Annotated in this window: 17 protein-coding genes and 3 pseudogenes; 9 read left to right on the top strand and 11 right to left on the bottom strand. The window is 58.4% G+C overall.

Annotated elements, in window-relative coordinates; translation table 11 throughout:
• Window positions 1-5: 5 nt before the first annotated feature.
• Window positions 6-629, bottom strand: coding sequence for an acyl-homoserine-lactone synthase (traI, locus tag ACYJRZ_RS26440; RefSeq protein ID WP_142843339.1), 624 nt, complete (start codon window positions 627-629; stop codon window positions 6-8).
• 390 nt (window positions 630-1019) lie between these two features.
• Here traI and repA point away from each other — a divergent pair, with 390 nt between their 5' ends.
• The 3 genes from repA to repC all read left to right on the top strand — a co-directional run bounded on the left by repA (window position 1020) and on the right by repC (window position 4623).
• Window positions 1020-2234, top strand: coding sequence for a plasmid partitioning protein RepA (gene repA / locus ACYJRZ_RS26435; protein WP_459463782.1), 1215 nt, complete (start codon window positions 1020-1022; stop codon window positions 2232-2234).
• Entirely contained in the window at window positions 2231-3253 is a 1023-nt protein-coding gene (gene repB, locus ACYJRZ_RS26430) for a plasmid partitioning protein RepB (protein WP_459463746.1), read from the top strand. Before repA ends, repB begins: the two co-directional genes overlap by 4 nt.
• Before the next feature lie 155 nt (window positions 3254-3408).
• The gene (repC, locus tag ACYJRZ_RS26425; RefSeq protein WP_459463745.1) at window positions 3409-4623 is read left to right on the top strand and encodes a plasmid replication protein RepC; all 1215 of its coding nucleotides are present in this window, start codon (window positions 3409-3411) and stop codon (window positions 4621-4623) included.
• Between the two features lie 656 nt (window positions 4624-5279).
• Here repC and ACYJRZ_RS26420 read toward each other — a convergent pair.
• The 3 genes from ACYJRZ_RS26420 to ACYJRZ_RS26410 form a co-directional block, all read right to left on the bottom strand.
• Window positions 5280-5939, bottom strand: coding sequence for an HNH endonuclease (locus tag ACYJRZ_RS26420; protein WP_459463744.1), 660 nt, complete (start codon window positions 5937-5939; stop codon window positions 5280-5282).
• Window positions 5932-7104 carry an AAA family ATPase gene (locus ACYJRZ_RS26415; RefSeq protein ID WP_459463743.1) on the bottom strand — a complete coding sequence of 391 codons (1173 nt, stop codon included), beginning with the start codon at window positions 7102-7104 and terminating at the stop codon, window positions 5932-5934. Before ACYJRZ_RS26415 ends, ACYJRZ_RS26420 begins: the two co-directional genes overlap by 8 nt.
• A 121-nt stretch (window positions 7105-7225) precedes the next feature.
• On the bottom strand, window positions 7226-8380 hold the full coding sequence (locus ACYJRZ_RS26410; RefSeq protein WP_459463742.1) for a site-specific integrase: 1155 nt from the start codon (window positions 8378-8380) through the stop codon (window positions 7226-7228).
• Between the two features lie 208 nt (window positions 8381-8588).
• Here ACYJRZ_RS26410 and ACYJRZ_RS26405 point away from each other — a divergent pair, with 208 nt between their 5' ends.
• A complete protein-coding gene (locus ACYJRZ_RS26405; RefSeq protein ID WP_459463741.1) occupies window positions 8589-9725 on the top strand; it encodes an RHE_PE00001 family protein in 1137 nt (378 codons plus the stop codon).
• A gap of 207 nt (window positions 9726-9932) precedes the next feature.
• A complete protein-coding gene (locus tag ACYJRZ_RS26400; protein ID WP_459463740.1) occupies window positions 9933-14177 on the top strand; it encodes a DEAD/DEAH box helicase in 4245 nt (1414 codons plus the stop codon).
• On the opposite strand, the gene ACYJRZ_RS26395 is transcribed toward ACYJRZ_RS26400, so the two are convergent.
• The 6 genes and pseudogenes from ACYJRZ_RS26395 to ACYJRZ_RS26370 all read right to left on the bottom strand — a co-directional run.
• Window positions 14174-15283, bottom strand: coding sequence for a DNA methyltransferase (locus ACYJRZ_RS26395; RefSeq protein ID WP_459463739.1), 1110 nt, complete (start codon window positions 15281-15283; stop codon window positions 14174-14176). The genes ACYJRZ_RS26400 and ACYJRZ_RS26395 overlap by 4 nt on opposite strands.
• Window positions 15284-15670: 387 nt before the next feature.
• A complete protein-coding gene (locus tag ACYJRZ_RS26390) occupies window positions 15671-16906 on the bottom strand; it encodes an HAD-IA family hydrolase (protein ID WP_459463738.1) in 1236 nt (411 codons plus the stop codon).
• Window positions 16907-16908: 2 nt separating this feature from the next.
• Window positions 16909-17964, bottom strand: coding sequence for a DNA-processing protein DprA (locus tag ACYJRZ_RS26385; RefSeq protein WP_459463737.1), 1056 nt, complete (start codon window positions 17962-17964; stop codon window positions 16909-16911).
• Between the two features lie 147 nt (window positions 17965-18111).
• Window positions 18112-19875, bottom strand: coding sequence for an ATP-dependent helicase (locus tag ACYJRZ_RS26380; protein ID WP_459463736.1), 1764 nt, complete (start codon window positions 19873-19875; stop codon window positions 18112-18114).
• On the bottom strand, window positions 19872-21035 hold the full coding sequence (locus ACYJRZ_RS26375) for an ATP-dependent nuclease (protein ID WP_459463781.1): 1164 nt from the start codon (window positions 21033-21035) through the stop codon (window positions 19872-19874). The genes ACYJRZ_RS26380 and ACYJRZ_RS26375 overlap by 4 nt, the downstream gene beginning before the upstream one ends.
• 456 nt (window positions 21036-21491) lie before the next feature.
• Window positions 21492-21674: pseudogene (locus ACYJRZ_RS26370) on the bottom strand (AAA family ATPase); the annotation flags it as partial.
• 759 nt (window positions 21675-22433) lie between these two features.
• On the opposite strand from ACYJRZ_RS26370, the gene ACYJRZ_RS26365 reads away from it, so the two are divergent.
• From ACYJRZ_RS26365 to ACYJRZ_RS26350, 4 genes and pseudogenes are all read left to right on the top strand, one after another.
• The gene (locus tag ACYJRZ_RS26365; RefSeq protein WP_459463735.1) at window positions 22434-22850 is read left to right on the top strand and encodes a transcriptional regulator; all 417 of its coding nucleotides are present in this window, start codon (window positions 22434-22436) and stop codon (window positions 22848-22850) included.
• Between the two features lie 141 nt (window positions 22851-22991).
• Window positions 22992-23513, top strand: a complete 522-nt coding sequence (locus ACYJRZ_RS26360; RefSeq protein ID WP_459463734.1) for a hypothetical protein — start codon at window positions 22992-22994, stop codon at window positions 23511-23513.
• 458 nt (window positions 23514-23971) lie between these two features.
• Window positions 23972-24312 (top strand): annotated as a pseudogene (locus tag ACYJRZ_RS26355) (ArdC-like ssDNA-binding domain-containing protein); the annotation flags it as partial.
• 138 nt (window positions 24313-24450) lie between these two features.
• Window positions 24451-24910 (top strand): annotated as a pseudogene (locus tag ACYJRZ_RS26350) (DUF2493 domain-containing protein); the annotation flags it as partial.
• Window positions 24911-24998: 88 nt separating this feature from the next.
• Here the strand turns inward: ACYJRZ_RS26350 and panD are convergent.
• Window positions 24999-25457: an aspartate 1-decarboxylase gene (gene panD / locus ACYJRZ_RS26345; RefSeq protein ID WP_243016914.1), complete on the bottom strand. Its 459-nt coding sequence runs from the start codon at window positions 25455-25457 to the stop codon at window positions 24999-25001.
• Window positions 25458-25503 lie beyond the last annotated feature (46 nt).

Below are 25503 nucleotides of genomic sequence, written 5' to 3'. Positions count from 1 at the left end.
CTTTCTTACGCTGCTTGGCTGACGGCGCTGAGTTCGGAACGGTAGTTGGCAGGTCGGAGCCGTTGGAATGTGTCTGCATTCGCGGGAAGGGTCCCGGCGACAGCCATGGTCACCCCGATCTTCTTCGGCTCCGCCAGCCGCTGCAGGGGCCAGCCAACACGAGCGAGGATCCGCTCGAAGCGGAGGTCGGTCACCGTGACGATCTCCGTGTAGCCGTTCGCCATGCACCACTCGATGATGCCCGCAAACATGGTCAGGGTCGCCTCATGGACGGAGCCGTCTCCCCTACCCTCCCCGAGAGTCGTATCGACGCAGAAGCGGGAACTCTCGATCATGGCGGTGTGCGCATTCAGCTGACCATCCGGCAGCAGCGTCGGAAAGATGTTCGTCACCATCGTCGCGCCAAGAGCCGGGAGTAGCCTGGCGCAACCAGTCACGGCGCCACCGTCGGAAATTGCGAGAACGTAGGTCGGCATAAGAGCGTCAAAGGCGTCCGCCTCTTGACCGTCGACGACTTTGACCTCCCAGCCCAGGCGCTCGGCAAAAACGCGCGCACGTAGCTGATGATGGCGGTGGAGAAGCCGAGCTTCTTGAATATTTCGCGGTTTGGAAATCGCGAGAATCTGCATGAATTTCTCCGTCGGATATTGGTCGGCGGGGAAATCAGCACGGAACGGATTCGGGCGGTAGTTGTAGGATCCTACAAGTTCCTTTGGGGTGAGTCGCGTCGTGAGCGTCCCCATTTTCCGTGGAAGCAGCCTTGTTTCCGCAACAATGCGGATGGAACGGTTGTAGGATTCACAGTAAAACAGACCATGAACCTGTAAGAGCCACGTCCTTTCTAAGGTGTTGGTTCTATAGCTAAAAGTGGATCGCCTTGGGCGATCTCGTTCTCGTGCGTTAACCTTTCGTTAACCAAAAAGCTCTTGCTCAAAATTCAGAATCGACGCTAATTGTCAGTGGCGAAACTTTTGCAGTTTCGCGAAAAATATCGCCACTGGCAAGAAATGGGTTTTGAGATGGCGAAGACCGCCGCAAGAACAGCACCCGTATTTGAAGGGTTGACCGCATTGATGGAGCGTCATGCCGACGCCCTCTCCAGCCAACTTCAAGCACATCATCTCAAGGTCTTCCCTCCGACTTCCGAGAAGGGCATTCGAACCTTTGCGCCGTCGGAGGCATCCAAGCTGCTGGGCGTCGGTGAATCTTATCTGCGACAGACCGCCTCGGAAATGCCGGAACTGAATGTCAGCATGAGCCCGGGCGGCCGGCGAACTTTTTCGATCGAAGATATCCATGCGATCCGCAAGCACATGGACCAGGTTGGCCGTGGAAACCGGCGCTACCTGCCGCATCGCCGGGACGGCGAGCAGCTGCAGGTCATCTCGGTTATGAATTTCAAAGGCGGGTCGGGCAAGACGACCACCGCCGCGCATCTCGCGCAGTATCTGGCCATGCGCGGATACCGGATCCTGGCAATCGATCTCGATCCCCAAGCAAGCCTTTCCGCACTTTTCGGCAGTCAACCCGAAACGGACGTTGGTCCGAACGAGACACTTTACGGCGCCATCAGGTACGATGAGGAGCAGGTACCAATCGAGCAAGTCGTTCGAGGAACCTACATTCCCGATCTCCACCTGATTCCCGGTAACCTTGAATTGATGGAATTTGAGCATGACACCCCGCGTGCGCTGATGAAGCGGAAGGAAGGAGATACGCTCTTCTACGGTAGGATCAGTCAAGTCATTGAAGACATCGCGGATAATTATGACGTCGTCGTCATCGACTGCCCTCCCCAGCTCGGTTATCTCACACTCTCTGCTTTGACGGCCGCAACGTCCATCCTGGTCACCGTGCATCCACAGATGCTGGACGTGATGTCGATGAACCAATTCCTGGCCATGACATCGAACCTGCTGCGGGAAATCGAAAACGCCGGCGCCCAGTTCAAGTTCAATTGGATGCGCTACCTGATAACCCGCTTCGAACCGAGCGATGGTCCACAAAACCAGATGGTTGGTTACCTCCGGTCGATCTTTGGGGAAAATGTCCTGAATTTCCCTATGCTTAAGACAACAGCGGTTTCGGACGCCGGCCTGACCAACCAGACGCTTTTCGAAGTCGAGCGCAGCCAGTTCACGCGCTCGACCTATGATCGAGCCTTGGAAGCCATGAACGCGGTCAACGACGAAATCGAAGGCCTGATTAAAAAAGCATGGGGTAGACCGACATGAGCCGCAAGCACATCCTCGGAGTCTCGACAGACGCACCCGAAACGCCCGCAGCAGAGAGCCGGACGGCAAAGAGCCGCTCCATGCCGCTTCTCGGGGTGGTGAGAAAAGAGCGCGACCCGTCAACGAAGCTGACCGCAAACATTGGCAACGCGCTACGCGAGCAGAACGATCGACTTGGCCGCGCGGAGGAAATTGAGCGGCGGCTTGCTGAGGGCCACGCCGTGGTGGAACTGGACGCTTCGTGCATCGAGCCCTCCTTCGTGCAGGATCGCATGCAGGGGAACATCGACGGCCTCCTTGATTCAATCCGAGAGCAAGGGCAGCAGGTCCCGATCCTGGTGAGACCTCATCCCGACCAGCCAGGCCGATATCAGGTGGCCTTTGGCCACCGCCGACTGCGCGCGGTTCTAGATCTTGGCCTTCCTGTAAAGGCAATCGTTCGTGACCTGACGGACGAGCAACTCGTCGTCGCGCAGGGTCAGGAGAACAATGAGCGTGAGGATCTCACCTTCATCGAAAAGGCGCGCTTCGCGCATCGACTGAATAAGCAGTTCTCGCGAGAGATCGTCATTGCGGCAATGTCGATCGATAAAAGCAATCTGTCGAAGATGCTCCTTCTTGTCGACGCCCTCCCCTCCGAACTGATCGATGCCATTGGGGCCGCTCCAGGAGTTGGACGACCCAGCTGGCAACAACTGGCAGAACTGGTCGAGAAGGCAGCTTCGCCGTCGGACGCGATCAAATTTGCGGCCTCAGCAGAGGTGCAGACGCTGCCATCGGCAGACCGGTTCAAGGCGCTGATAGGCCATCTGAAGCCGCGTCGCCTTGCGCGCGGGCTTCCGGACGTCATGTCGACCCCCGATGGGGACAGACTTGCGCAGGTGACACAGAGCAAGAGCAAGCTGGAGATTACGATCGACAGGAAGGCGACGCCAGACTTTGCCGCCTTCGTACTCGAACATTTGCCGGCGCTTTATCAGGCACACCGTGCAAAGCATCAACAGAAACAGGGAGACTAACCCGCAAAAGAAAAGAGCCCCCTCAACGTTGCCGTCGTGGAAGCCCTTCTGTCTCTTTAGCACGAACAGAATCGCATTTCCTCGAATCTTCGTCAAGAGTCTTTGGCGCCGTTTTGGTGAGCTGATTTCTTTTGCCTGCTGAAAGGTGAAAGACGATGCAGACAGGAAGTGTGACGACGCCATTCGGGCGGCGGCCGATGACGCTTGCGCTCGTGCGGCGCCAGTCGGCTTCGGCCGATATCAAACAAGGCAAGGCAGCGGATAAGTGGAAAGTCTTCAGAGACGCCTCCGCCGCCATGGAACTGCTCGGGATTCAGTCCAATAGCCTCGCGGTTCTTGACGCGCTTTTGAGTTTTTATCCTGAGAATGAGTTGCGCCAAGACGCCCAACTGATTGTCTTCCCCTCGAATGCTCAGCTTGCTTTACGAGCGCATGCAATGGCGGGCGCGACTTTGCGCAGACATATCGCCATCCTGGTAGAAGCAGGCCTAATCGTCCGAAAGGATAGCGCCAATGGAAAGCGCTACGCCCGTAAGGACGGCGAGGGCCGGATCGAGAGCGCCTTCGGTTTCGACCTGTCGCCGCTCCTGGCACGGTCCGAAGAGTTGGCGATGATGGCGCAGCAGGTGATGGCCAGCAGGGCGGCGTTCAGGAAGGCGAAGGAGAGCCTGACGATCTGCCGGCGCGATGTCCGCAAGCTAATTACGGCCGCGATGGAGGAAGGCGCTGAAGGCGACTGGAAAGCGATCGAGGACATCTATGTAGCGCTTGTGGGCAGAATCCCGCGCGCTCCGACGCTTGCTGATGTGACGACGATCCTTGAAGAAATGGAGATGCTGCGCGAGGAGATAGTCAATCGGCTGGAAGTTCAGGGAAATTCCGAAAATAATAGCACCAATGATGCTCACAATGAGCGGCACATACATAATTCAAATCCCGAATCCATCAGTGAACTTGAACCTAGCTCTCGAAAAGAGCAGGGGGCGAAGCCGAGCGAAATCCGCCGGCCAAAGAGTGAAGTGATAAAGGCGTTCCCGCTGGGTGTGGTGTTGAAGGCATGCCCGACGATATCGGACTACGGGCCGGGTGGCGCAATCGGAAACTGGCGCGATTTGATGGCGGCCGCAGTGGTCGTTCGATCGATGCTGAAGGTAAGCCCATCGGCTTATCAGGAGGCCTGCGATGCGATGGGTCCAGAAAATGCGGCCGCGGCTATCGCTTGCATCCTGGAGCGTGCAAACTTCATCAACTCAGCTGGCGGCTATCTGCGGGATCTGACAAGGCGCACGGAACGAGGAGAGTTTTCGCTTGGTCCGATGATAATGGCGTTGTTGAGGGCCAACGGGCTGGGGAGTTTGCAAACTGGATAGGCTCCAATGAGCCCGAACTCGAAATTAGATGCGGGTGGAGCGGCAAAGAAAGCATCTGGGCAATTTTCTTGGTGTTCAGCTGACCACAGCCCTAAGCAGCTGAAAATGAACGTATGTTATGAGGGCAGGGTCGTTCCAGCTCTCTGGGCCGGGGCTGGTGGGACGCGTGTGCTGTGTTGAGAACAGGAGCGGAGCAATTGGAAGCAGCGGATTGAGAGGACCAAGGCGCCGGGAAGGGCTCGACGGCGCACCCGGCGGTGCGATCTGGCCGGAGATCGGCGGTGGAACGCATGGGGCTGTCCGCGACCTCTTGGCCGAGTTCAGGGATGGGTGCCCCGCTCTACGTCGCTGTTGAACGGTTTCGTAGATCCAACGGCCCTTGCCAGGCGACGAGGCGCCCCTTTTCGCCTTCGATGGCATCGGCATGGGGCCGGTGATGATGCTACCTGAAGAAGTCAGCCTCACAGCCCCGCCCCTCGGGGCACGGAGCGCCGAGGGCATCTTTTTGGTGGTCAGCTGACCACAGCCTTAAACAATTGAAAAACAAACGTTTTTCGAACGGGAGTCTGGAAAAGAGTTTCTTATCTCATAATCCGCGGATCACGTACTTCCGCGAAAGACCAGCCACGTGAAGCAGTCCATGAACCCAAATTCCGCTACTGATCGAATTGCTTAGCAAGCCCACGAACCTTGGCAGCAAGTTCCGTCTCAGGGCTTTCCCCTTCAAGACCCTGCGCTTTGTCGAAACTATCGACCTGCAGTTCATGCAAGGCGAAGAAGTCATGCGTGTAGATCGCCTTTTCACTCCCGGCCGTCTTCACGAACACAACGATGTTCTTGGTGTCAACCTGCGCTTCGAGCCGTATCAGGTGCTCGCTGTAGGCGTCGAAATTCGGGTGCACAAAGCGATAGTTATCGCTGTCTTGAAACTTGGTTGAATCGTCCGTGTCTACGACAAAGCCGTCTCCGCTACGCTTGAACTGCATGTTGCACCGCTTGCATGCGGCCGCGAGATTCCACATCGCATAGCTGAATGGTTTGTAGACCGCCTTTCCCTTGGGAAGGATGTGCTCGCGATCGGTCATGTACGGGCCTGCACCATTTAGGTTCAGGCGGCAATAACAGCAGTTTCCGCCATGGCGCGCGAGGTGATAGGCGAGGATCTTGCCCTTCGCGCTTTTGAGCGCCTGCAGTTCGTTCTGGTCCTCGGATTCCCAGTCCCAGGGCTTCTCTGTTTCCAATGCCTTCCCGACCGCCGCAGCTTCTTCCTCACTCAGCTGAAAATCGTCAAGCGCCGGCAAATAGCGGTCAACCATCGCTCTTGTCGACCCCGCGCAGCTGTGCATCGACCTGCCCGATCAGGTCTTCAACCGCTTTGAAAAACTTCCGTTGTCTTTCGTCGAAGCTCTTGATCGCCATATCGTTGACGAGCGCAATCGCGCTGTCGCGGGTAATTTCACCGCGTTCTACCCGCGCAACGACACCTACCATCTCCTCGCTCACGAAATGGCTTGCTGGCGTGATCACATCAAAAGCGCGCCAAAGGACGCCTTCCACGTTCGCTGCTGAGTCCTTGGCCTCCTGGAGATCGAGTGCGGACGGTTCGCCATCTTGAACTTGAAACACAGAGACAATATCAGGCAAGGCTCCAAGAGCACCAACGACGATCAAAGGCGCGTGGGTCGCGACGACGATCGTGGCGTTGCGGTAAAAGACTGCCGCGACGATCTTCTCGAGATACTCCCGCTGCCAGCGGGGATGTAGGCTGTTCTCTGGCTCGTCAATCACGATAACCGGTTCCTGGCCGATGGAGCTGATCAAGAACACGAGGGAGGAAATCAGTGCGAGTTCACCCGAACTGGCATTCAGTAGCTCAATGACTTCGCCATCGTGCCTTTCGAGAAAGACCTGGATTCCGCGAATGCGTCCAAGCCGTCGAAGGCTATCCTCGCTGCGGAGGATAGCTCCGAATTCTCGACCCAATGAAAACGACAACGCCGATTCCCCTTGGTCAATCCAGAGAATTTCGGCAGGGTTGTGCCGACGCAAGAATGCGACGACCGCGTCGTAGTCGTTTGGATCGAACAGGAAATCTGCTGGGTCTAGATATGCCGTGTACGGGTCTGAATCGACGAGGAACCCAAACCGTGGCCGATAACCGCAGTATTCAAGGATCGCGCCGATCTGGTAAAATCGTGAGTCCGGTTGGTCGATGGTCCTTCCGATCGCGCGCTTGACGATGCTCTTTGGAGACCTGCTGCCTCTGCCGGCCGTGATGCGCTTCAATCCACGCAAGCCGGAAAAGCGATCATGGGCGGTGTTGGAAATGATTGCCAGATCCCGATCACCACGGATCTGGATTGCGAGTTCGCGAAGAAAGCGGCTTTTGCCGGAGCCGTTGGGTCCGACGAGGATGGCAACCTTCTCAGCCACGGGACTTTGGCCCGCCAGTCCAAGCCGTTGCAAGTTTGAGGAGGCCATTTGATGTCCTGGACGGCATGTTTCGAGTGTGAGGAAGGGCTACGCTACGTGGAGGATCCGAATCAAGCCCTCCGATGAATACCCTATCCGTCATCCTCTTCAATTTCGTCCAGCGCGGTATTCAGAGCATCCGGGCGGCCTTGCCACTTCGCCGGGCCGCACTGTTATAGTAGCTCGACGCCTGCTGGACCGATCGATGCCGCGACTGCTCCATCGCCTCGGGCAGTGGGATGCCACGGTTTGCCGCCTCGGTGAGATATCCCGATCGCAGCCCATGCGCCGAAAACTCCCCGACCGCCAGCCCGGCCATCGCCACCCGCTGCTTGACGATATCATTGACCGCCTTCGGATCGAGCGCCCGCCGGCTGACATGGCCCCAGCGATCAATCCCCCGAAACACACTGCCGCTGTCAATCTTTGCGGCCACCAGCCAAGCGTTCAGTGCCTCGACCGGCCGGCCGGTCAGATAGACAACCTCATCCTGGCCGGCGCCAGAATTCTTGGTGCGGCCGAGATGAATCGAGAGCGAGGGCAGGGGGATGCCGTCCTCGGCTGTCACCGGCGGCTCGACCGTCAGCTGCTCCTTGCGCAGGCCGGCCACTTCGCTGCGCCGGCGGCCGCCGGAGGCAAAGGCGACCATCAGGATGGCGCGGTCGCGCAGATCGCGCAGGCTGTCGCTGCTGCAGGTCGCCAGCAGTTTGGCCAAAACATCTGATGTCACCGCCTTGGTGCTCTTGCGGCGGCGTGGCCGCGGCACGGCGCGGATGGCGAGGCGGAGCGCCGATCGGAGGGCAGGGGAGGCGAAGGCGCCGTCGAGGCCGCGCCACTTTGTCAGCGTCGACCAGTTGGCGAGCCGCCGACGCACCGTGTCGGGTGCGTGCGGGCCGGCCGACCGGAGAAAGCCGCCAGTTCGCAGTGCTTGGTCGACCTCGGCCGGCATGCCGTGCTCCGGATCGTTTTCGCGCCGGGCCGGATCCCAGAGATGGTGCGCCACGAATTTCAGCAACAGCGCCTCCGGCGCTGGCCAGGGCAGGGGACTTTCGGTCGCGGCCATCGCCCAGGCCTCGAGGTAGCCGAGGTCGGAGGTCAGTGCGCGAAGCGTGTTGTCGCCCATTCCCTCGTTGACCAGATGGCGCAGTGTCTCGACGTCCTGGTCGGTGAGGATTTCGGCGAGCTTGTCGCGGCGGTCGATCGGCAGCACGGCGGCAATCGTGTCGAGCGCTTCGGCGCGCCGGGTGATGGCGTCGGACGCAGAGTTCGGGGCGAGAATGTCCACGGAGCCTCCTGAAGCGGCGAAAATCCGGCTACCGGAACTGCGTGGGCGGCCGTCCATTGCCCCGTTTTCGCTGATTTGCGGGCTTCTGGCAATCATTTCCGATAAGAGGTACTTATCGGAAGTGATGCGTTATGCCCGCGACATCGACCTGTGACGGACGCTAACTGAGAGATAGCGTCCGTTTAGCAAATCATTTACCATGAATTCAATGCGTTACGATTTGTCAAAGTTGCCCCTGAACGCCCTGCTGCGGCCGATTTCGGACGCGGCTTCCGGGCTCGTGCGTCTCGATGAGCGGATCGCTCGGTCGCCGGTCGGTGGCGGCTGGGTCGAGCGCATGCACTTTAGCGATGCCTGCGCCTCGCTGTGGATCGACGGCGAGCTCGTCCATCTCGAGGACCTGGTGCTGCACGACGCCCGCCTCGACGTTCGCGCCCCGACCCATGAGTTAGTCATCGCCCGTGACGTTTTGAAGACGCGCCGGCGGATAGTTTCCCAGCCGCTGGGCTGGTCGCTGACACCGGACGGTTTGCGCCGCCTGCGGGGGGAGGGAGCCAGAAACGACGAAGCCGCCGTGGCGTTCGGCGCCGGTCAGCCGGCTGCGATGGTTGCCGAGGTTGCCGGGGTTGCCGGGGGAGAGCAGGGGACGGAGCCGGGCGAGTCCGATCCGTTGGCCGCGGAACTCGCGGCGATCGACGCCGTGCTCGCCCGTTCCGACGCCGCGATTGCCGAGGCCAAGGTGCCCGGTCGCGGCGGCGGAAGGGAGAAAGATCCGCTGGTCTACGATCTCGACTGGGACGAGGACGAGCGCCTCGACGAATGGTGCGTCGTGCTGACCGAAACCGAGGGACTGCCGCCGGTGTTGCGCGCCACACTGTTGCTCGACGCCTGGAACGATCTGCAGGTGCTGCAGCACGCGCCCTGGCTCGGCCGGTTGCTCGCTGCTTCGATCCTGCGCCAGGCCGGCGTCACCTCCGGCGCCCATCTTGCCGCCGTCAATCTCGGCCTGAAATCCATCCCCATCGATCGCCGCCGGCATCGCGCTCGCGACACCCGCCTGCCGGCGATCGTCAATGGGATCATCGCGGCCGCCGAACTCGGCCTCAAGGAGCATGACCGGCTGGCGCTCGCAAAACAGATGATGGAGCGGCGCCTCGTCGGCCGGCGATCGTCGTCAAATCTGCCGGGCCTGATCGAGCTGGTGATGTCGCGGCCGCTGGTCTCGGCCGGCATGGTCGCGGAGACCTTGAAGGTGACGCCGCGGGCGGCGCTCAGGATCGTGGAGGACCTGGGGTTGAGGGAGATGACGGGGAGGGGGAGGTTTCGGGCGTGGGGGATCCTCTAGCTGAATGAAGCCGGCTGGTTGCGGTTGGGACGGGTGACTGGCGCAAGTCAATACAGCTTACACTAAGTGCGGACAGGTCCTAATCCATGTACTCACTGGAAAATCCTGCACTTCCGTATTCAAGCGACAGTCAAAACACTAAGATACAGGTAATGCGCGAGTCGATGCTGCCCGCGAAAATGGGCGTGGTGTGAAGTTGGAGGAATAATGAACACGGCGCTTCCAAAGCGGATGGTCTCGAAAAGCAAGTTTTCGATGTTTATGCGGACGCTTTGCGACCGTGAGCTATACCTCTCTTTGTTTTCTAATAACCCGTCGGCCTTGGACGCAGCCGGGATTCCAGTGCCTCTAAAGTCACGGCCTGGAGTGCAATTGATCACGAACTCGGGCCGCGAGTTTGAATACGAGCAGTTTGATCTGCTCCTTAACGCAGTCCCGGCGTATGTCATCCATAAAAGCGCAGGGCGTACCGGTATCGATCTCAATGAAGCATTGGCGATAGCGACGTACCCTGCGCTTATCCTTCAGCCTGAGCTTGAGCCGGAAGAGTTTCGAGACGTCGCGCTGTCAGCGTTGGGTGTGTCGGTCGCATCTCTGAAGCTGATCCCACAATTGTCCGGGCTTCGGCCCGACATTTTGTTCGTAGATACGCGGCAAGATATGGACTACGAGATTTTGCCAGATGGATCGCGGCTGCTCGTTGCAGCCGATGACCCCCGAACGCCTCTCAGCGTTATCGATCTCAAGAACATCACAGAGGCTAACGCGAGCTACTCGGCCGAGGTCTGCTTGTACGCCATCTTCCTGGCGAACTGGCTACATTCGAAGGGCTCAGCATTTAAAGACCGCTACTTTGTCTCTGATCGCATCTTCCTATGGCGGCACACGGAGATGCCGGCCTTCACCGAGATCATGAAGAAGAAGGACGGAGGCGAGGTGACGGCTCGGCTCCAAGCGCTTCGAAGCGACCTCGACGACGGACTTGTGAACTACCTCGTCTATATGCCCAGCGTTCGAAAATTCTTCGTTGAGGATCTCCCTCGAGTTATCGCGACCGGCGATGGGCAAGGATGGGCTGCCCTTGACTATCACGTAAACCCGAAGTGCGGGGCCTGCGATTGGCTCGGAAACCGGTCATGGCTCTCGCCAGACGACCACGTCTACTTCGATAAGGACCCGACTAAGTATTGTTTTCAGGGTGCCGAGTCCTCCGACCACCTCTGCAAGATGCCCACTCTGAGTAAGGGAGCGACCCGTGTTCTCAAAGATGGTGGTCACCCCGAGGTTGGGAAACTCGTCGGACTCCAACCCAATGCGGCCATTCTGCGCGGCCACACTCTCCTCAAGAAAGATCGAGATCAAATCGGCGCGCGCGCCGAGTCCATCGCCACGGGCAATGTGACAGTCGACCAGTCCTCCAAGGTCGGCGGTCTGGCCAAGTATCTTGGTGCAGAGTTCGACATCGTTGTGAATTTTGATCCTGGATCTGGCTTCCTAACAGGCGTCGCGCTTCGCGGGACCCTGTTTGCCCCCTTTGGGCACAAATTTCAGAAGGCAGATGGGGAGGACCAATCCATCCGCCCCCTTGGCGAGGCCGCATTCGTGGTGGCGAAGGACAATGCCGTGGCCGAATGGGCCGCACTCAGCTCGTTTATTGAACGCCTCGCGACGTGGATCGACGACGCAAAGAAGGCCTTCGACGACCACGGCATGGGGACGCTAAGGACCCAAATCTGCTTCTGGGAGCTTCGGCAATATACGGAGCTCTGCAACGCTTTTGGTCGTCACCTTCTGGACATTCTTCAGTTGTCCGGTCGGTCCCAGCGAGCACTGGCTTGGATATTCCCTGCGGAAGAGCTGATGGAGAAGGCAGAGCAGATTTGCCCCAACATCGTCTTCATCAAGGACATCGTCACCTCTTCTGTCCGGCTGCCTCAACGCTTCGCTGTTACGCTTCTCGGAACTGCGGAGGCGTATCATCATGAGCGCCTCACGCCGCGAAAGATCGACAGCTACTACGTTGAGCCGCTCGGAAATGGCATTCCTCGGGAGCGCATCTTCGAGATTTGGAAGTCCCCAACCGGTACAGTCCGAATGTTTGGACGGCCGGTCAGCGTGTTCGAGGCGGTCGAGCGCTACGGTGCTGCCCTCAAGGCCCACACTTGGGCGATATCGAGCATCGCAGCCCGTCTGCGAATGGACCTGAAAAATTGCATCTCAGGGAACGCTCCAGAACTCTCGATGTCGATCCCGTCTGGGCTAACTGGCGTCGCGTACGATTCCAAGCTCTGGGAGAGATGGGCAAGCGTGTCCGCGGCGGTCGGCAAGACCGAAGGGCTGCATACCCTTATCGCACGCCCGGAATGGCTTGAGGCCGCCTACCAAGCGGTCATCTTGGAGGCGGTGACAAAAAATCTTGGCGGCAATCGCTACGAGTTCGCGGTTAGCGCAGATTCGACCGAGGCAAAGATCGAAGAAGGTGATTTCTGCACGGTCGGCGTCGTCAGCCACCCGGGCTTCCCCCTTAAGAATGCAAAGACACTTGGCGTCGGGCTGGACGATTACACGCCCATGCACCGGGTCATCTCGGCGAAGATCGAAAGCTTTGACCGGGCTGCGGCGCGGATCACCGTGAGATTGGAGCCATCCTGGGGAAAGGTCGCGCCGGCGTTCCAGGCCGTCATGGCCCTCGGTTTGATCCCGATCGGTAGTGAGCCGATCTACCTCCTGCCGACCATGCCGTTTGATGACTACGACCAGACCAGAGAAGTGCTCATCGAAATCGGCGATCCAAGCATCGCCACGCCGTCGGCGGAAGCGAAGCTCGCGATGGGGCATGGCGCGGCAAAAAAAATTCCAAAGGGTACCGGCGCCGTCTCACCGGTAGCGCGAATCTTGTGGGAAGGGGATGCGGTTGCGAAGGCACTCGTGCGCACGGATGAGCAAATTGAGAAGCTCGCTGCCTTCGCGACAACCGCTAACGCCTATCCGCTCAACGAAAGTCAGGTGGAAGCCGTCCGCGTTTGCGGGCAACGACAGCTTTCAATCATCTGGGGCCCGCCCGGCACGGGCAAGACAGACACACTCGTGGCCATGCTGCACGCGATAATCCGCGAGGGACATCCGCGCAAAATCCTGATCACAGGCCCGAATTACCGCACCGTCGAGGAGCTTTCCGGCCGACTGCTCAGGAATCTGGAGTCGGACGCGGCCGCGGCAGGAGACTTCTTCTGGCTTTATTCTAAGAGTCGCACACCGAAGGATGTTTCGAGCTCCAACCCCAACCTCGTAGCCACCGCAGCGACGTTAGATTTCAGCGCAGGCCTCGATGACATTCAAACAAGCATCGGCGATTCTCAGCGCACTACGATCATTTCGACGACCGCCCACATGGTGCTGCGACTAACAAAGGCTGTCGGTCAGAGCGGCTCAGCGTTGGACGAGGTGTTTGATGTAATCGTGCTCGATGAGAGTTCCCAGATCCCGATGACTCTGGCGATCAAACCGCTCGCGGCGATGAAGGCCAACGCTCAGGTGATCGTCGCCGGAGACCATAAGCAAATGCCGCCGATTCAGAACCTCGATCCGCCGAAGGGGGCCGAGTACCTTGTCGACAGCATCCAGACCTATCTCATCAAAAGATTTGGCATCGGCCAGCAGCCCCTCCTAGTGAACTATCGTTCGAACCAAGATTTAGTCGATTACGCCCGCTCACTCGGCTACCCCCCGCAACTCGTAGCTGCGGCGCCGAAGAAGGATCTTTCAATCCTCAACCCCCTCAATGAGGTGGTAAAAACATTACCTGCAGCCTTGCCACAGTCCAAGGCGTACGCCGAACTTCTCCGTCCGGAACGCCGTGTCACGGCGCTCATTCATGATGACCCAACATCGTCGCAAGCGAACGACTTGGAAGCTGGCCTGGTGGCGGGACTGGCCTTCATTGCGCGGCATGCAATGGCCAAAGATCTCGATACGGGCAGTGGGACTAACGGCGAAGCCTTCACCGACGAGACCTTCTTCGAATCTGGGATCGGTATTGTCACTCCGCATAAGGCGCAGAAAGCCCTCGTGGTCCGCAAGCTCAGTGAACTCTTCCCGTCAGCTGATCCGGAATTGGTGTTCAGCGCGGTCGACACGGTTGAGCGCTTTCAGGGCGGGGAGCGTAACCTCATCATCGTGTCCTACGGTGTAGGCGACACGGATATAATCGAGGGAGAGGAACAGTTCCTGCTCCAACTTGAACGGACCAACGTTGCGGTGTCCCGGGCCAAGGCAAAGTGTGTTGTGTTGATGCCGAAGTCGCTGGCCTACCACCTGCCAACCGATCAGAAGGCCGCAGAGACCTCGGTCGCGCTGAAGTCATACCTGGAAGAATTCTGCGGTCAGCGCTTGGCCGTTAGTATTCAAGATGGCGCGGGGGTATTGCGAGCTGCGGAGATACGCTGGCACTAGACCCGGATGGCGTGGAAGTCGAATTCATCGGCGGGGTCTGACTCGCGGCCCATCTGGTCTGCCTGCCGCTTACCGGCGTCCGAGGTTTTGGCATTCCTGACCGAGATCAGTTTCCAGCCACGCGCTTCTTCGAGCGACGCCGTGAGAATGTGGCGAGGATCGCTTTTAACCGACGGAATAGCCCCGAATCTTACATAGAGATGGGCCTCGTCCCCAGAGGCCTTTAGGACGTTCCGCCACACCTTAGCGAGGTCAGCAATAAATGCGTCCTGGCCTGCGTGGCTGATCTGTTGGTCATTGCCATAGTCGATCTCCGCCGGCCCTCCCAGAAACCAGTTCCGGAGCCACTGGTCTTCAACATAAGTCGTCATACCATAGTAGGGTGGCGACGTGACCGTCACGGTTGCATTTCGCACCCGGCGATATGAAGCAGCTAAGCGTGCATCGCCGCACTTGATGTCAGTGAGACGGCCAGGGGAAGGTGTATCCAGATCGGGTATGCGCGCCAGCTTCTTCTCAAGCACCTTGAGGACGGATACGACGGGAGGTTCCATGCGTCGCTCTCTCCAGAAGCGAACAGAGTAATCTGGCTTGGATGCAAAGGTCCGAGGCATCTGATTTGAGAAGTAGCTCGCGTTCCCGCTCACGTTCATTGGTCCGTGTAGGCAGCCGAGCGCCGCCGCGCGGAGGATTGCAGCTGTGTGGGTTCGAGGCGCTCTGAGAAGTCCCTCGCGCAGAGCACAGACCTCCAGCAACGTTGATGGGTCAAACCCCCGCCGAAAGAACTCAGTATCTGGAACGTCATTTGGCTTTATAGCCAGGAACTTTTTTGCGAGTTCCAGAACAGCGTCAGACTTTGCGCTTGCTACTTTCGCCTGAGCGATCGATGCTGCGATTATGGATGTATCCAGCCCGTAAGATCTCAGGTTGAATTTGCGAGCGGCATAGACAGTCGTTCCACGTCCGCAAAACGGATCAAGTATGACAGGGTCATCGCGGCGATATTTTCGTATGATCCCCATCGGATACTCGAGCGGGAACATGGTGTAATAAGGGCAAATGGCGTTGAACGCGTAGTCCTTATTATATGCGAGCGCTGATTTCATCTAATCCCAACCGATCCGGTTGCAGATTAGACGAAGGAGCTCTGACTTTGAAGAACCTTTCGCATACCGCGCACAGTTCTGAGAGGTCACTTTTCAAAGGGATCCACTGCGCCGCTGCAGCGCGTCTCGCTGCGGGATCGCATAGATCGACGAATCCACCCGATTCTGCTCCAACCCACGGCTGCGCCATCGACGATTGCTTTTGCCGCCGCAGGAAAGTTTATGGACCATTCCGAGCGCTAGGGCGTATCACTTTACGACGGCTCCGGCCGCAAAATTGTTGTGGGCCGCAGGAAGCGGGTCTCGTATGGCCGGCCCTCCGGTCGTCGGTATTAGATCTAATCTCTTGGTTTAGGCCCACGAATAGATCAGTTCGCGACTGAAGCGCTAGAAGTCTTCGGTATTTTGACAGTGGGCCGGATAGCCCGCGCACCCCCAAAATTTAACGTGTGTCGTGTGGTTCTCGCGGATTTTCATAGAGCGGCCGCAAGCCGGGCAGACCTTGCGCGCAAATACTCGCTGATCTTTTGCCAGCGTCATGATCCTAACTTCGCCAGCACCGCTGGCGGCGAGTGTCCGCACGCATTCCGCGGTGGTTTCGCCGGTCGTGTAGACGTCGTCGATCAGCAGAACCTTATTGTTGTTCCATCTAAAATTAGATTGGAAAGCGCCCTTGATCGCTTCACCACGCTCGAGGGGGTTCATCTGCTTGTACCCTTCAACTTCCTTTATGACGCGGAGGCCTTTCAACTCGACTTCGATGTCCTCGTCGAAATGGGTTTCCGCCTCGTTGAGGAGCAATTCGAAGCGATTCCGCTGTTGAGAAGGCTTCATGGGGACAGGCACCACATAGTCCGGCGCCCAGTCGAGGTTTGCGATTGCCCTGCCGACGGCCTCACCCAAAGCCTTGGAGTGGGTATCATTGTTCTTTAACGACAGCACGGCTGCGCTCAAAGTGCTGGTTGCATGGCGCGGATCTGAGGCCGTAAAGTAGCGGCCCAGCGCATAGACAGTTGGGTCATCGTCGCAGTGCAGGATCGAGCCCCAATGGCTGTGAAAAGGCCATCCGCTGGTCAGTGCTTCGCCAATATAACCGCGGCCGGGAAGGCGTTCGCGCCTCAGCAGCACGGAGGACTTGGACATGAAGATGTCCGGTGCGCTGGACGAAAGCTCGAAGATCGACGTGGGACCCCAACGAACCGCGACAGACGTCACCCCGGCATGATAGGCGGCTTCGATGTCACCGACGTCATCGCCGATGTAGAGCGTTTCCGGGCTGGCGGCCACGCCGAGACGCCGCAGCGCTTCCTGGATCGGCGCGGGATCGGGTTTGTGGTTCTCGGTATCTCCATAGCTGACCAGTACGTCAAAAGGGATACGAAACTGCTGGAGGACTGAAGTCGCGTACCATTCAGGCGATGATGTGACGATGCCAACCGTCTGCCCGTCAGCTTTGAGAAGTCCAGGAATCTCATGGGGCGCCGCGCGGCCCTGTGGAGTAAACGGCCGGATGAGATTCATGTTCTGCCGGACATTGTCCCACATCTGGAAGCGACGTTGCTGAGCTAGGGCCGAGCTGTCGACAAGCGTCATGTCGAGGTCGAAAAGAAAGACGTTTGGCATGGTCAGAGCATTGACATCTGCGAGGGAGACGATGAACGAACAGGCGCCGTCTGGCCTGCGCCGCCAACCAAGCGGGTTTCAAGCAGTTCAAGCATGGAGATGTAGTCCTCCTTGCTGGCGAGCGGTACGGCTACCGGGCCGTTGCGATATCGTTCGAACAGGATTCGCCGATAGTCGCCTTCAGCACGCGCGGCGTCGGCAAAGCGAGGTGCCGGCAATTGTGTCATAGCGAGGATGCCCTGGCTCTTTGGTTCTGCGGCATGACGGCCTTGGGGCACCGGAGCGAACAGCAGGCGATTTTGCTGAATTGTGAAGCGCACCGTGTGCATCGAACCGCCTTTGATGTCGGTTTGCATGACGAAGGTCGCGATTGAAAGCCCGCTCTGAAGTCGATCGCGCTGAACAAGATTGCGTGGCGACGGCGGTACCCCGAAAGCCTGCTCGCTGACCAGGGCGCCATCCTTTTCAAGGATTTCGTCTGCAAGCTTGCTATTCTGCTTCGGATAGATCCCGTCGAGACCGCCAGCCATGACGGCAATGGTTCGTCCCCCGTGGCGCAGCGCGGCCTTGTGGCTCAACGTATCGACGCCTATGGCGAGGCCGCTCACGATCGTCCAATTTGCCTTTACCAGGGCCTCTACAATTTTGTCACTGACTATTTCGCCGAATTCAGAAGGTTCGCGTGTGCCAATACAGGCAACGCTTCGGCGCGGAGGCAGTTTGCCCTTCACGAAAAGAATGGGCGGCCGATCGGAGAGCGATCGCAACGAGTCCGGATAGTCAGAGTCGAATACAGAAAGGACGCGTACACCACGGCGCTCTGCTTCTTCAAGCACTCGCTGTGCTTTTTCACCTGCGTTTAGAACAGCGGTTGGCTCGTGAAGGCAATCAGCGACGGCGGCAGATACGACTGTACGAAGCTTTGCAGGTTCAGCGTCGACGATCGCGTCAAGAAGCGCGAACCGCTCAGCGAGGCGTTCGGCCGTCGCCGGTCCGATACCGCGTAAAGAGGTAAGCGTGAGAATACCGGCTGCGGTACGTGTCTCTGTGCCAATCATAAGTTGAACGCCTTTCCAAAATAGCGGCCGGTCTTCGGCGTTTTGGTAGAAAGTAAACTTCGTCGTGGGTCATTCATCCCGCGCCCCCGGCCTTTCGGGGAGCATCGCGGAGAGTATGCTGTAGATATCAAAGTGAGGCACGCCTCGCTAGACCATCCCGACGCCATCGCTCCCGAGAAACCGGCTTGGAGAATTATTGTAGCGGTCTCGGTCGTACACGTACATCAGTAGTTTTTCAGCACGGGTGACTGCGACGTAGAATTGCCGTCGCTCCGCATCAACCGCCTCAGGGGTACGTGCCTTAAAATGCGGCATAGAACCTTCCTTCAGGCCGATAACTGCAACAGCCGCAAATTCCCGTCCCTTCGACTCGTGGATGGTCATCAACCGCAACGCTTTGTCAGGGCTGGCAAACATGCCGAGGTCATCGATTGAAAGGTTGTCGACAACGATACCGTTGTGCCGCATGTCCGAAACCATCTCCTGCACGGAAGCGGGGAAGTCGGCTTGATGCTTCGGCGGAATCCACTGGTCTTCCACTAGGACACGACCAACCTCCTGCGCCATCGCGTCGAGCCATTCGACGCCGTCGAGCGATCGCGCCAAGTCCTTCGCGATCCGTAGGAGCGCAACCATAGTTCGCCGTCCGTCAAAGCCATAGACGTCAAATCGGCTTTCGCCGCTGGCATCCTGAATCGCATTGAAGGTCGCTCGCTCCAGCTGCCGAACGTTATACAGATGTTCATCTGTAATGGCGGCGCCGAGCTGCTCTGCCAGAGACGCGAAAAGGCGCGAGCGCCTGTAGGGCCTTGCACCCGGGCCAACCACACGGATCCCGTAGTCCCGAAGAGCACGAGAAATGGGGTAAAGAGAGTTCCAACTCTTTGCCAAGATTGCTGACCGGCCCAATGGCAACTTCATGCGCTCGATTGCCGGCAGGAACTCGTCCGTTATAGCATCGAAGACGTTCCTCGTCGAAACGAGGTGGACCGGCTCTGGGCAATTCTTCGCTTTGCCTTCGCTTGTCATTGCCGGATTGCGAGGAAAGAGACGCTCGGCGTGTTCGACGACTGCCGGACTGGATCGAAAATTCCACGATAGGGACAGGTCGCGCTTGGCGCCGATTTCGTCAGCAAAGGGGTCGATGAGCTCGGGTCGCGCGCCCGCAAATCCGAAGATCGACTGAGCTGGATCGCCGACAAGGAAGAACTTCGAGCGCTTCTCCTCATGCAAAAGTCGGAGGATCTCGACCTGGATTTCCGTAGTATCCTGAAACTCGTCGATCAGAAATGAACGAAACTTCGTCGCGACAGATCGGGAAACCTCTCGATCGTCCCGCAGCAAGCAGTAGGAATGGTATAGGATGCTGGCGAAGTCGATAAAACCGCGCTCGGCTGCCAGTCGCATGAAGTGCGGCGCCGCCAGAGCGATCATGTCATCTTCCAGGGCCGATCCGATATACGCACCGCTGGCGTCGAGGCCAATCCCACCGAAACGCACATAATCTTCGAAACGAAGATCATATCGGCCGACAATCTCCGCGGCGAGATTGGCGATTTCGACGAACTCGGCTCTCTCCGAGGTCAACACCGTCATCGTGCCGGAAAACCCTGCCACCCGGCTCGCGAAGGGCCGCAGGATATGATGCAGACAGAACGAATGTATCGTCGAAATGACGTAGTTTGTCTGATCATCCGGCATGAGGTGGGCCGTCACGCGGGCGTCGATTTCGTTGACCGCGGCGTTGGTGTAGGTGATGCATGCTACAGCAAAGGGCGTCCCCCGGACCTCCTCTACCTCCTTAACGAGCCTTGCAACGATCGTCCGTGTCTTGCCGCTTCCTGGGCACGCCTTCAAAAGGAGACTGCCGGGATGATCGAGAGCGAGCTGTTGTTGCGGTGTCAGCTTCATTCGAGGAGCCAGTCTACAGCGTCGCGAACATAGTCAGGGATAGCAGCCTTTTCCGAAATGTTTTCGGCTGCGAGCTGCGCAAAGCGCGCCTTGCCGAACCGCTTGGCCGTGTTTAGCACGCTCTTCTTCAAGCCGTCGTCAACCAAACCGAGGAGATCGGCCATCGCGAGTTTTTTGGAAATCCGGGGCGCACCAATGCGTGCTGCTGCCTTCTGCAGCATGTCCAGATTCTCTGGGAGGGTGATCTCCCGTTCGAACGTTGTTGCTCCTAGGAAGACCTTTACATACTTCCCTTCTAAGGCGCTCAGGTTCTCCTTCTCCGGCACGTCGAGGTCGTCCTGGTCTTCGTCATCTGCCGGCTTGGCGTCCGACGGTTCCTGATCTGCGTCGGCCACGATCGCGCAACGCTTCGGCAGACCAATCTCAGAAAACAGCCGAGCATAGGCTCCGAAATGGACGCCGTGAATGGGCACGATCGAGATTCCGGCCCGTTCGAGGTCTATCCCCATCGCTGATCTAATCAGGCCCGGAAGCAGAAAAGCCTCCGCCGCTCCCTCGACGAGCATTAGATTGCGAGCGAAAAGTAGGTTCGACTTCGTCGCATCCAGATAGCGTTCAAGATCGGCAACGTCGTGCGGTGTCAGCGCAGTGTTCGAGGCAATGGTAGAAACGTAAGGCGCGGTACCGCCCGTGCTGGTCATCATCACATACGACGACAACGGTGCTTTCGCCGTCACCTGCGTGCTGTGGGTAGTAACAATCGACTGGAACGGCAAGTCACGAAGAGCGTCCAGCAGGACGCTCTGGAGCTGCGGATGCAAGTGGGCCTCGGGTTCCTCGATCAGGATCAGCTCGCCCGCCGCCTTGCCTTCAGCGGCGCGCTTGCGAAACTGCTCAATCAAGATTGCGATGTAGAGCAGATTGTTCATGCCAAGGCCGTTGCGTCTCGGCTCGAAGGTTTTGAGGGTTGGACCGCTCAACAGGATCCGGATGTTTCGCAGGATCGACTGGAAGGTGGGCGAACTCAGGCCGATTTCGACGTCGAGTGCGAAAGCATCTCCCGTGACGTCCTTCAGCGCCCTGTCGATGGCGTCGGCGACGGATTCGATTGCAGGAGATTTTTCGATAGCCTCGTTTGCGGCTTTCACGGCGGCAATCAACGTCGCCTGTTCGCCTGCTCCGATCTTGGTCGCCTCGATCAGACGAATGAGAGGCGAACGGCGCATATCGGCGAGATCGCCTTCGACATCGCGGAGCGCATGGAGGAAAACTACCCTGTAGGCCTGAAGATACTGCAAGCCGACAGAGCGGGCGCCGATTTCGTCATTATCAGTATCCCATTCGAAGTCGGCAAGGTCGATATTGGGATCGCCGCCGCCATAGAGCTCCCATCCGAAATCGTCGAGGGTCAAGCTGTCAGCGGATCGCTCGCCGGATGCAAGCGCACTACGGACCAGGTTTTTGGGACGAAACCGATAATATATCCGGGCTCTACCGTCTCCGAGCTGCGTCCCGTGCAGCATGGCGACCTCGTTGTCGCTCGCCTCGTACCCTGTAAACTCCACTCCGACCAAAACTTGAAACGGCCGGCTTTGATCGATGCTGCTATGGATATCGTCCTTTTGCAACGCGCGGAATGCAGACGAAAGGTCGACGTCGAGACAGAGGCGAAGCGCCTGGATGAAACAAGACTTACCGGTATTGTTTTCGCCAATGATGCAGGTCGCTTTGTCCTGGATATCGACGTCCACGAAGGAAAGGGATCTGTATCCCTTGATAACAATACGGCTCAAATGCATTTGGCACCTTACGGCTCACGAGAGAATATATCGATACTATCGCTGATTCGATGGCGCTCTTCATCTTCGGTTACATCTTGCATGCTCAAAATACATGAGCCAGCCAACCAGAATTAGTCTCCGTGCCCGCGCTTCCCCACAAGCGCCACCCTTGGTGCTGGAAGAAAGAGCTTGGCAATCCGGCGGGCGTCCTGAGCCAAAAGTCATGCACCGTCAGCGGCTTATTAAATGGACGCAACGGGAGCTCGGTTCGATTCCGTTCAAGGCGAAGCAACTTGACCGGTCGTTAGCAGGCCCGGGACGGGTTGAGTAGCGAGGCGACCGCAAGTGGTTCACTGCGTATAGTCGGAGACATGATAGCGACCATATCCTCATCCAAGGCCTCAACTTGGCGGCGTCGCTCTCGACTGATCTAGTTAATGACGCTATTTGCGAGGACAAAGCCACTGTGCCGCTGGTCAGCAGCGCCATCTTCCTCGGTAAGTTCAAGGTTTTGATAATATGAGAAAGCCGCAACGAAACTTCGTTGTCGAATTCAAATCCGGCCGTCGGCGGCAGACTTCGAAACCGGTCTCGATTTGGGGTAACCTGGATCTCAAAGCCGTTTCTGCTGCGGTAAGCGCTGACGTCTCCGGTGACGCCGGTCATCACATCATAGACAGCGCAATTTCTTCATCGCCGGTGAGTTCCGAACAGACGTCCTTATTGACAGCGCCATTGGAGCAGCCAAGAACGGTGTTGGCACCACAGGAGAGATTTATGGCCAACGAAACCCATGCGACTGTCGATAGCGATTCCGTGATCACCGATGCTGCAATAGCGTCAGAGCCGAAGAAGCAGCGCGCACCGCGCGCCAAGAAGGCGGCGCCCGAGACGGCAAGTGCCGATATCATGGTGGAGACCCAGTCGCCTGCTGCAGCGCCAAAGCGTGGCAGGCCGGCGCGTGCAGCCAAAACCAAGCCGATCGTCGCAGAAGCCGCACGCGGAGCGAAGCGGGTTGGCAAAACGAGCGCTGCAAAGTCCTCCCCCGTCGCGACAAAGGCGCCCGTTTCGGCTGCCGACGACATGGCGGAGCTGCTTCGGCTGGAGGAAGAAAACCAGATGCTGCGCAAATCGCTTGCAGAAAAGCTTCGCCAGGAAAACGCAGATCTGCGCAAGCGCCTCGGTCTTGCCTGACCAGCAGCCTACAAGCGTGCCGGCTACGGCCGACCGTACTCATCCTGCTCCCATTGACCATGAGCATCGGCGGCGGCTTGTCTGCCGCCGAAGCATTTCAAGGCAGTTCGACTGTCGGAAAAAGCGCGAGGCTGAGGAAAGATGGTGGCGTCCCCTTGGAAATTTCTCGTTGGACTCACGAGACGACATGGCAAGGACAATAATAGCGCCTCCATCGAGGACACATCTGAGACGCCGATAGTCAATGAGACGCAGGAGTCGGCTCGGTTCCAACCACCGGCTGCGCTGGCGCTGCCAACTGACGGTGCGCAAGACCCCGCCGATCAGGTCGATGCGGATTCGAGCGCCTCCGATGATGTTCCTGATATCGAGAGGGTCGTGGAAGTACCAGCTGGTCCGGACGAACCCGCCACGACGACGGGCCTCGATTTGCAAACCGAGCCTTACGAGGTTTCGGCGACAACGAAGCCTCGTAAGGCGCGCGTGTTTCGAAAGAAAAACGCGTCGGCCGAGAGCCCGTCGACACCATCAACAGCACCCGCCGTTTCAAACGATTTCCAAGATCTCGATGACGAGATCTGGCAGTTGCGCCGCCAGTTGGCGATGAAGCTTCAACTCCAAAACGCCCAGCTGAGAAAGATGCTGGAGCGATTTGCCCGATAGACAACGAGGAGGCGGCGCTCACCTGGAACGAGCGAAAGCCGCGCGGTCCAAACCGGCATGGCAACGGATTTCATGAACGAGGCCAAGCCCAAGAAGAACAACCGCCTCGCGCGACGACGTCCTCGATGTCGCCCGTTCACTGGCAAGGCGAGGGCGGCGAAAGCATCGGGCGGTGAGGGCGACCGAGTTCGGCTAACGCTTCACTGGCGCCGCCGATGATCCGTGCAATGGTCGTAGTGTCCGGCTGCAATAGAATGGCCCTGTGGTGGGCGTGGCTCGCGACCTCCCCGGCTTTCAGGTCCTGCCGGGTCCGCGCCGCCCCGCAACGGCGTTGCCGTCCTCCACTGCCGTTGCGGCCCTGTCGGGCGCGGGCCGGCGCTTGCAGCCCGGCATTCTGACCGCCGTAGCGGGTCGCGATGGTTGGGACCTCGGTTGGGACCTCAAACGGAGGTTCGAACATGCGCAAGCAACACACAAACCAACGATCCGATCTCTACGGCCGCATCACCGACAAGATCATCGCCGAGCTCGAACAGGGTGTGCGACCCTGGATACAGCCCTGGAACACGGCTCATGCGAGCGACCGGATCACCCGGCCCCTGCGCCACAACGGCCAACCTATTCCGGCATCAACGCCCTGCCGCTCTGGTCGATTGCCCGCGGCTTGGCGCCGACCTGGATGACGTTTCGCCAGGCGCTCGAACTCGGGGCGGCGGTCCGCAAGGGCAAGACCGGCACCACCGTCGTCTTCGCCAGGTCCTTCATCCGCACCGAAACCAATGAGACCGGCGCCCATCTGCCGGCAAAGGCCGGCGTCGTCCGCGCCTTGTCCTGAATGACCCTATCTGCGCAGGCGTTGTTCACACACATCCTTGACGAGCGATTGCAGCACCGTGATCCGCTGGACCACTCGTGCTCACCCCGGAACTGGGCGATTTCAACGAAGCGGCCGCGCACCGGCTCGAAAATCAGCCATACCAACATGACCGCGGCGATGATCGATAGCTGCAACTTCCTCTCTGCCCGGCGGCGCGCCGAGACCGAAGTGCTGATCCCGCAGACACCAAGATCGCCCTCGCAGGTGGGATGGAGTACAACGATCACGATTTCATCTGGGCGAAGCTCGATCAGGCCGTGCCAAGCATCCCGACATGGTCTTGCTTCATGGTGGCTCGCCGAAGGGCGCCGAGCGGTCGCTGCTTGCTGGGCGGAGGCTCGCAAGGTAACCCAGATATCCTTTAAGCCGAACTGGACGAAGCACGTCAAGGCCGCTCCGTTCCGCCGCAACGACGAGGTGCTGTCGGTCATTCCGGGCGGTCTGATTGTCTTTCCGGGTAATGGCATCACGGCAATCTCGCCGACAAGGCGCGCCGCCTGGTATCCCGGTCTGGCAGGCCAGGCGGCGCCTAGGCCGCGCTGTCCCGAAAGGCTTTGTCTCGCACGGCGGACCGAAAGGCGGTCGGTCGAGGGTGGGCAATTGGATGGCTAAGTGGATGGCTTGGTGACAAGAAGCGGAATCGGAAGTGCAGCATTCGCATCATCAAGGATTTCGAAGGAATGCCTTCCTTCGTTGTCGATTGACACGGAGTAACTCATTCGATCCAGAATGTGGTTTTTCTTATCAAAGGTTAGGATCTTCGGCTTCAGCGATATGATCCGGCTCTCGTCGAGATAGACCGAGTTGCAGATGATAATTTGATCCCCAGGCTGGCAAGTACGTGCCGCAGCACCGTTGAGAATGCAGCACCGGGAACCTCGCTCACCCAGGATGACATAGGTCGAGATCCTGGCACCAGAATTTTTGTTCCAGATCTCGACGAACTCCATCGGAAGTATGCCAGCTTCTTCACAGTGATCGGGATCCAGAGTAATCGAGCCATGATAGTTGAGATTTGCCTCCGTCACGTAGATGCCGTGCAGTTTACCGGCCACCAATTTTCGCATGTTTCCTCGCCTCAAATTTCAACGACGGCTTTACTAGAAGAATCTT

The sequence above is a fragment of the Rhizobium sp. No.120 genome (assembly GCF_054558365.1).
The sequence above is the reverse complement of the archived record's forward strand: the minus strand, read 5'-3'. Positions and strand labels throughout refer to the sequence as shown.

Excerpts from the sequence above, each read along its gene's own strand:
- traI (WP_142843339.1), bottom strand. The coding sequence starts at position 629 with ATGCAGATTCTCGCGATTTCCAAACCGCGAAATATTCAAGAAGCTCGG.
- repA (WP_459463782.1), top strand. The coding sequence starts at position 1,020 with ATGGCGAAGACCGCCGCAAGAACAGCACCCGTATTTGAAGGGTTGACC.
- repB (WP_459463746.1), top strand. The coding sequence starts at position 2,231 with ATGAGCCGCAAGCACATCCTCGGAGTCTCGACAGACGCACCCGAAACG.
- repC (WP_459463745.1), top strand. The coding sequence starts at position 3,409 with ATGCAGACAGGAAGTGTGACGACGCCATTCGGGCGGCGGCCGATGACG.
- ACYJRZ_RS26420 (WP_459463744.1), bottom strand. The coding sequence starts at position 5,939 with ATGGTTGACCGCTATTTGCCGGCGCTTGACGATTTTCAGCTGAGTGAG.
- ACYJRZ_RS26415 (WP_459463743.1), bottom strand. The coding sequence starts at position 7,104 with ATGGCCTCCTCAAACTTGCAACGGCTTGGACTGGCGGGCCAAAGTCCC.
- ACYJRZ_RS26405 (WP_459463741.1), top strand. The coding sequence starts at position 8,589 with ATGCGTTACGATTTGTCAAAGTTGCCCCTGAACGCCCTGCTGCGGCCG.
- ACYJRZ_RS26400 (WP_459463740.1), top strand. The coding sequence starts at position 9,933 with ATGAACACGGCGCTTCCAAAGCGGATGGTCTCGAAAAGCAAGTTTTCG.
- ACYJRZ_RS26395 (WP_459463739.1), bottom strand. The coding sequence starts at position 15,283 with ATGAAATCAGCGCTCGCATATAATAAGGACTACGCGTTCAACGCCATT.
- ACYJRZ_RS26390 (WP_459463738.1), bottom strand. The coding sequence starts at position 16,906 with ATGCCAAACGTCTTTCTTTTCGACCTCGACATGACGCTTGTCGACAGC.
- ACYJRZ_RS26385 (WP_459463737.1), bottom strand. The coding sequence starts at position 17,964 with ATGATTGGCACAGAGACACGTACCGCAGCCGGTATTCTCACGCTTACC.
- ACYJRZ_RS26380 (WP_459463736.1), bottom strand. The coding sequence starts at position 19,875 with ATGAAGCTGACACCGCAACAACAGCTCGCTCTCGATCATCCCGGCAGT.
- ACYJRZ_RS26365 (WP_459463735.1), top strand. The coding sequence starts at position 22,434 with ATGGCCAACGAAACCCATGCGACTGTCGATAGCGATTCCGTGATCACC.
- ACYJRZ_RS26360 (WP_459463734.1), top strand. The coding sequence starts at position 22,992 with ATGGTGGCGTCCCCTTGGAAATTTCTCGTTGGACTCACGAGACGACAT.
- panD (WP_243016914.1), bottom strand. The coding sequence starts at position 25,457 with ATGCGAAAATTGGTGGCCGGTAAACTGCACGGCATCTACGTGACGGAG.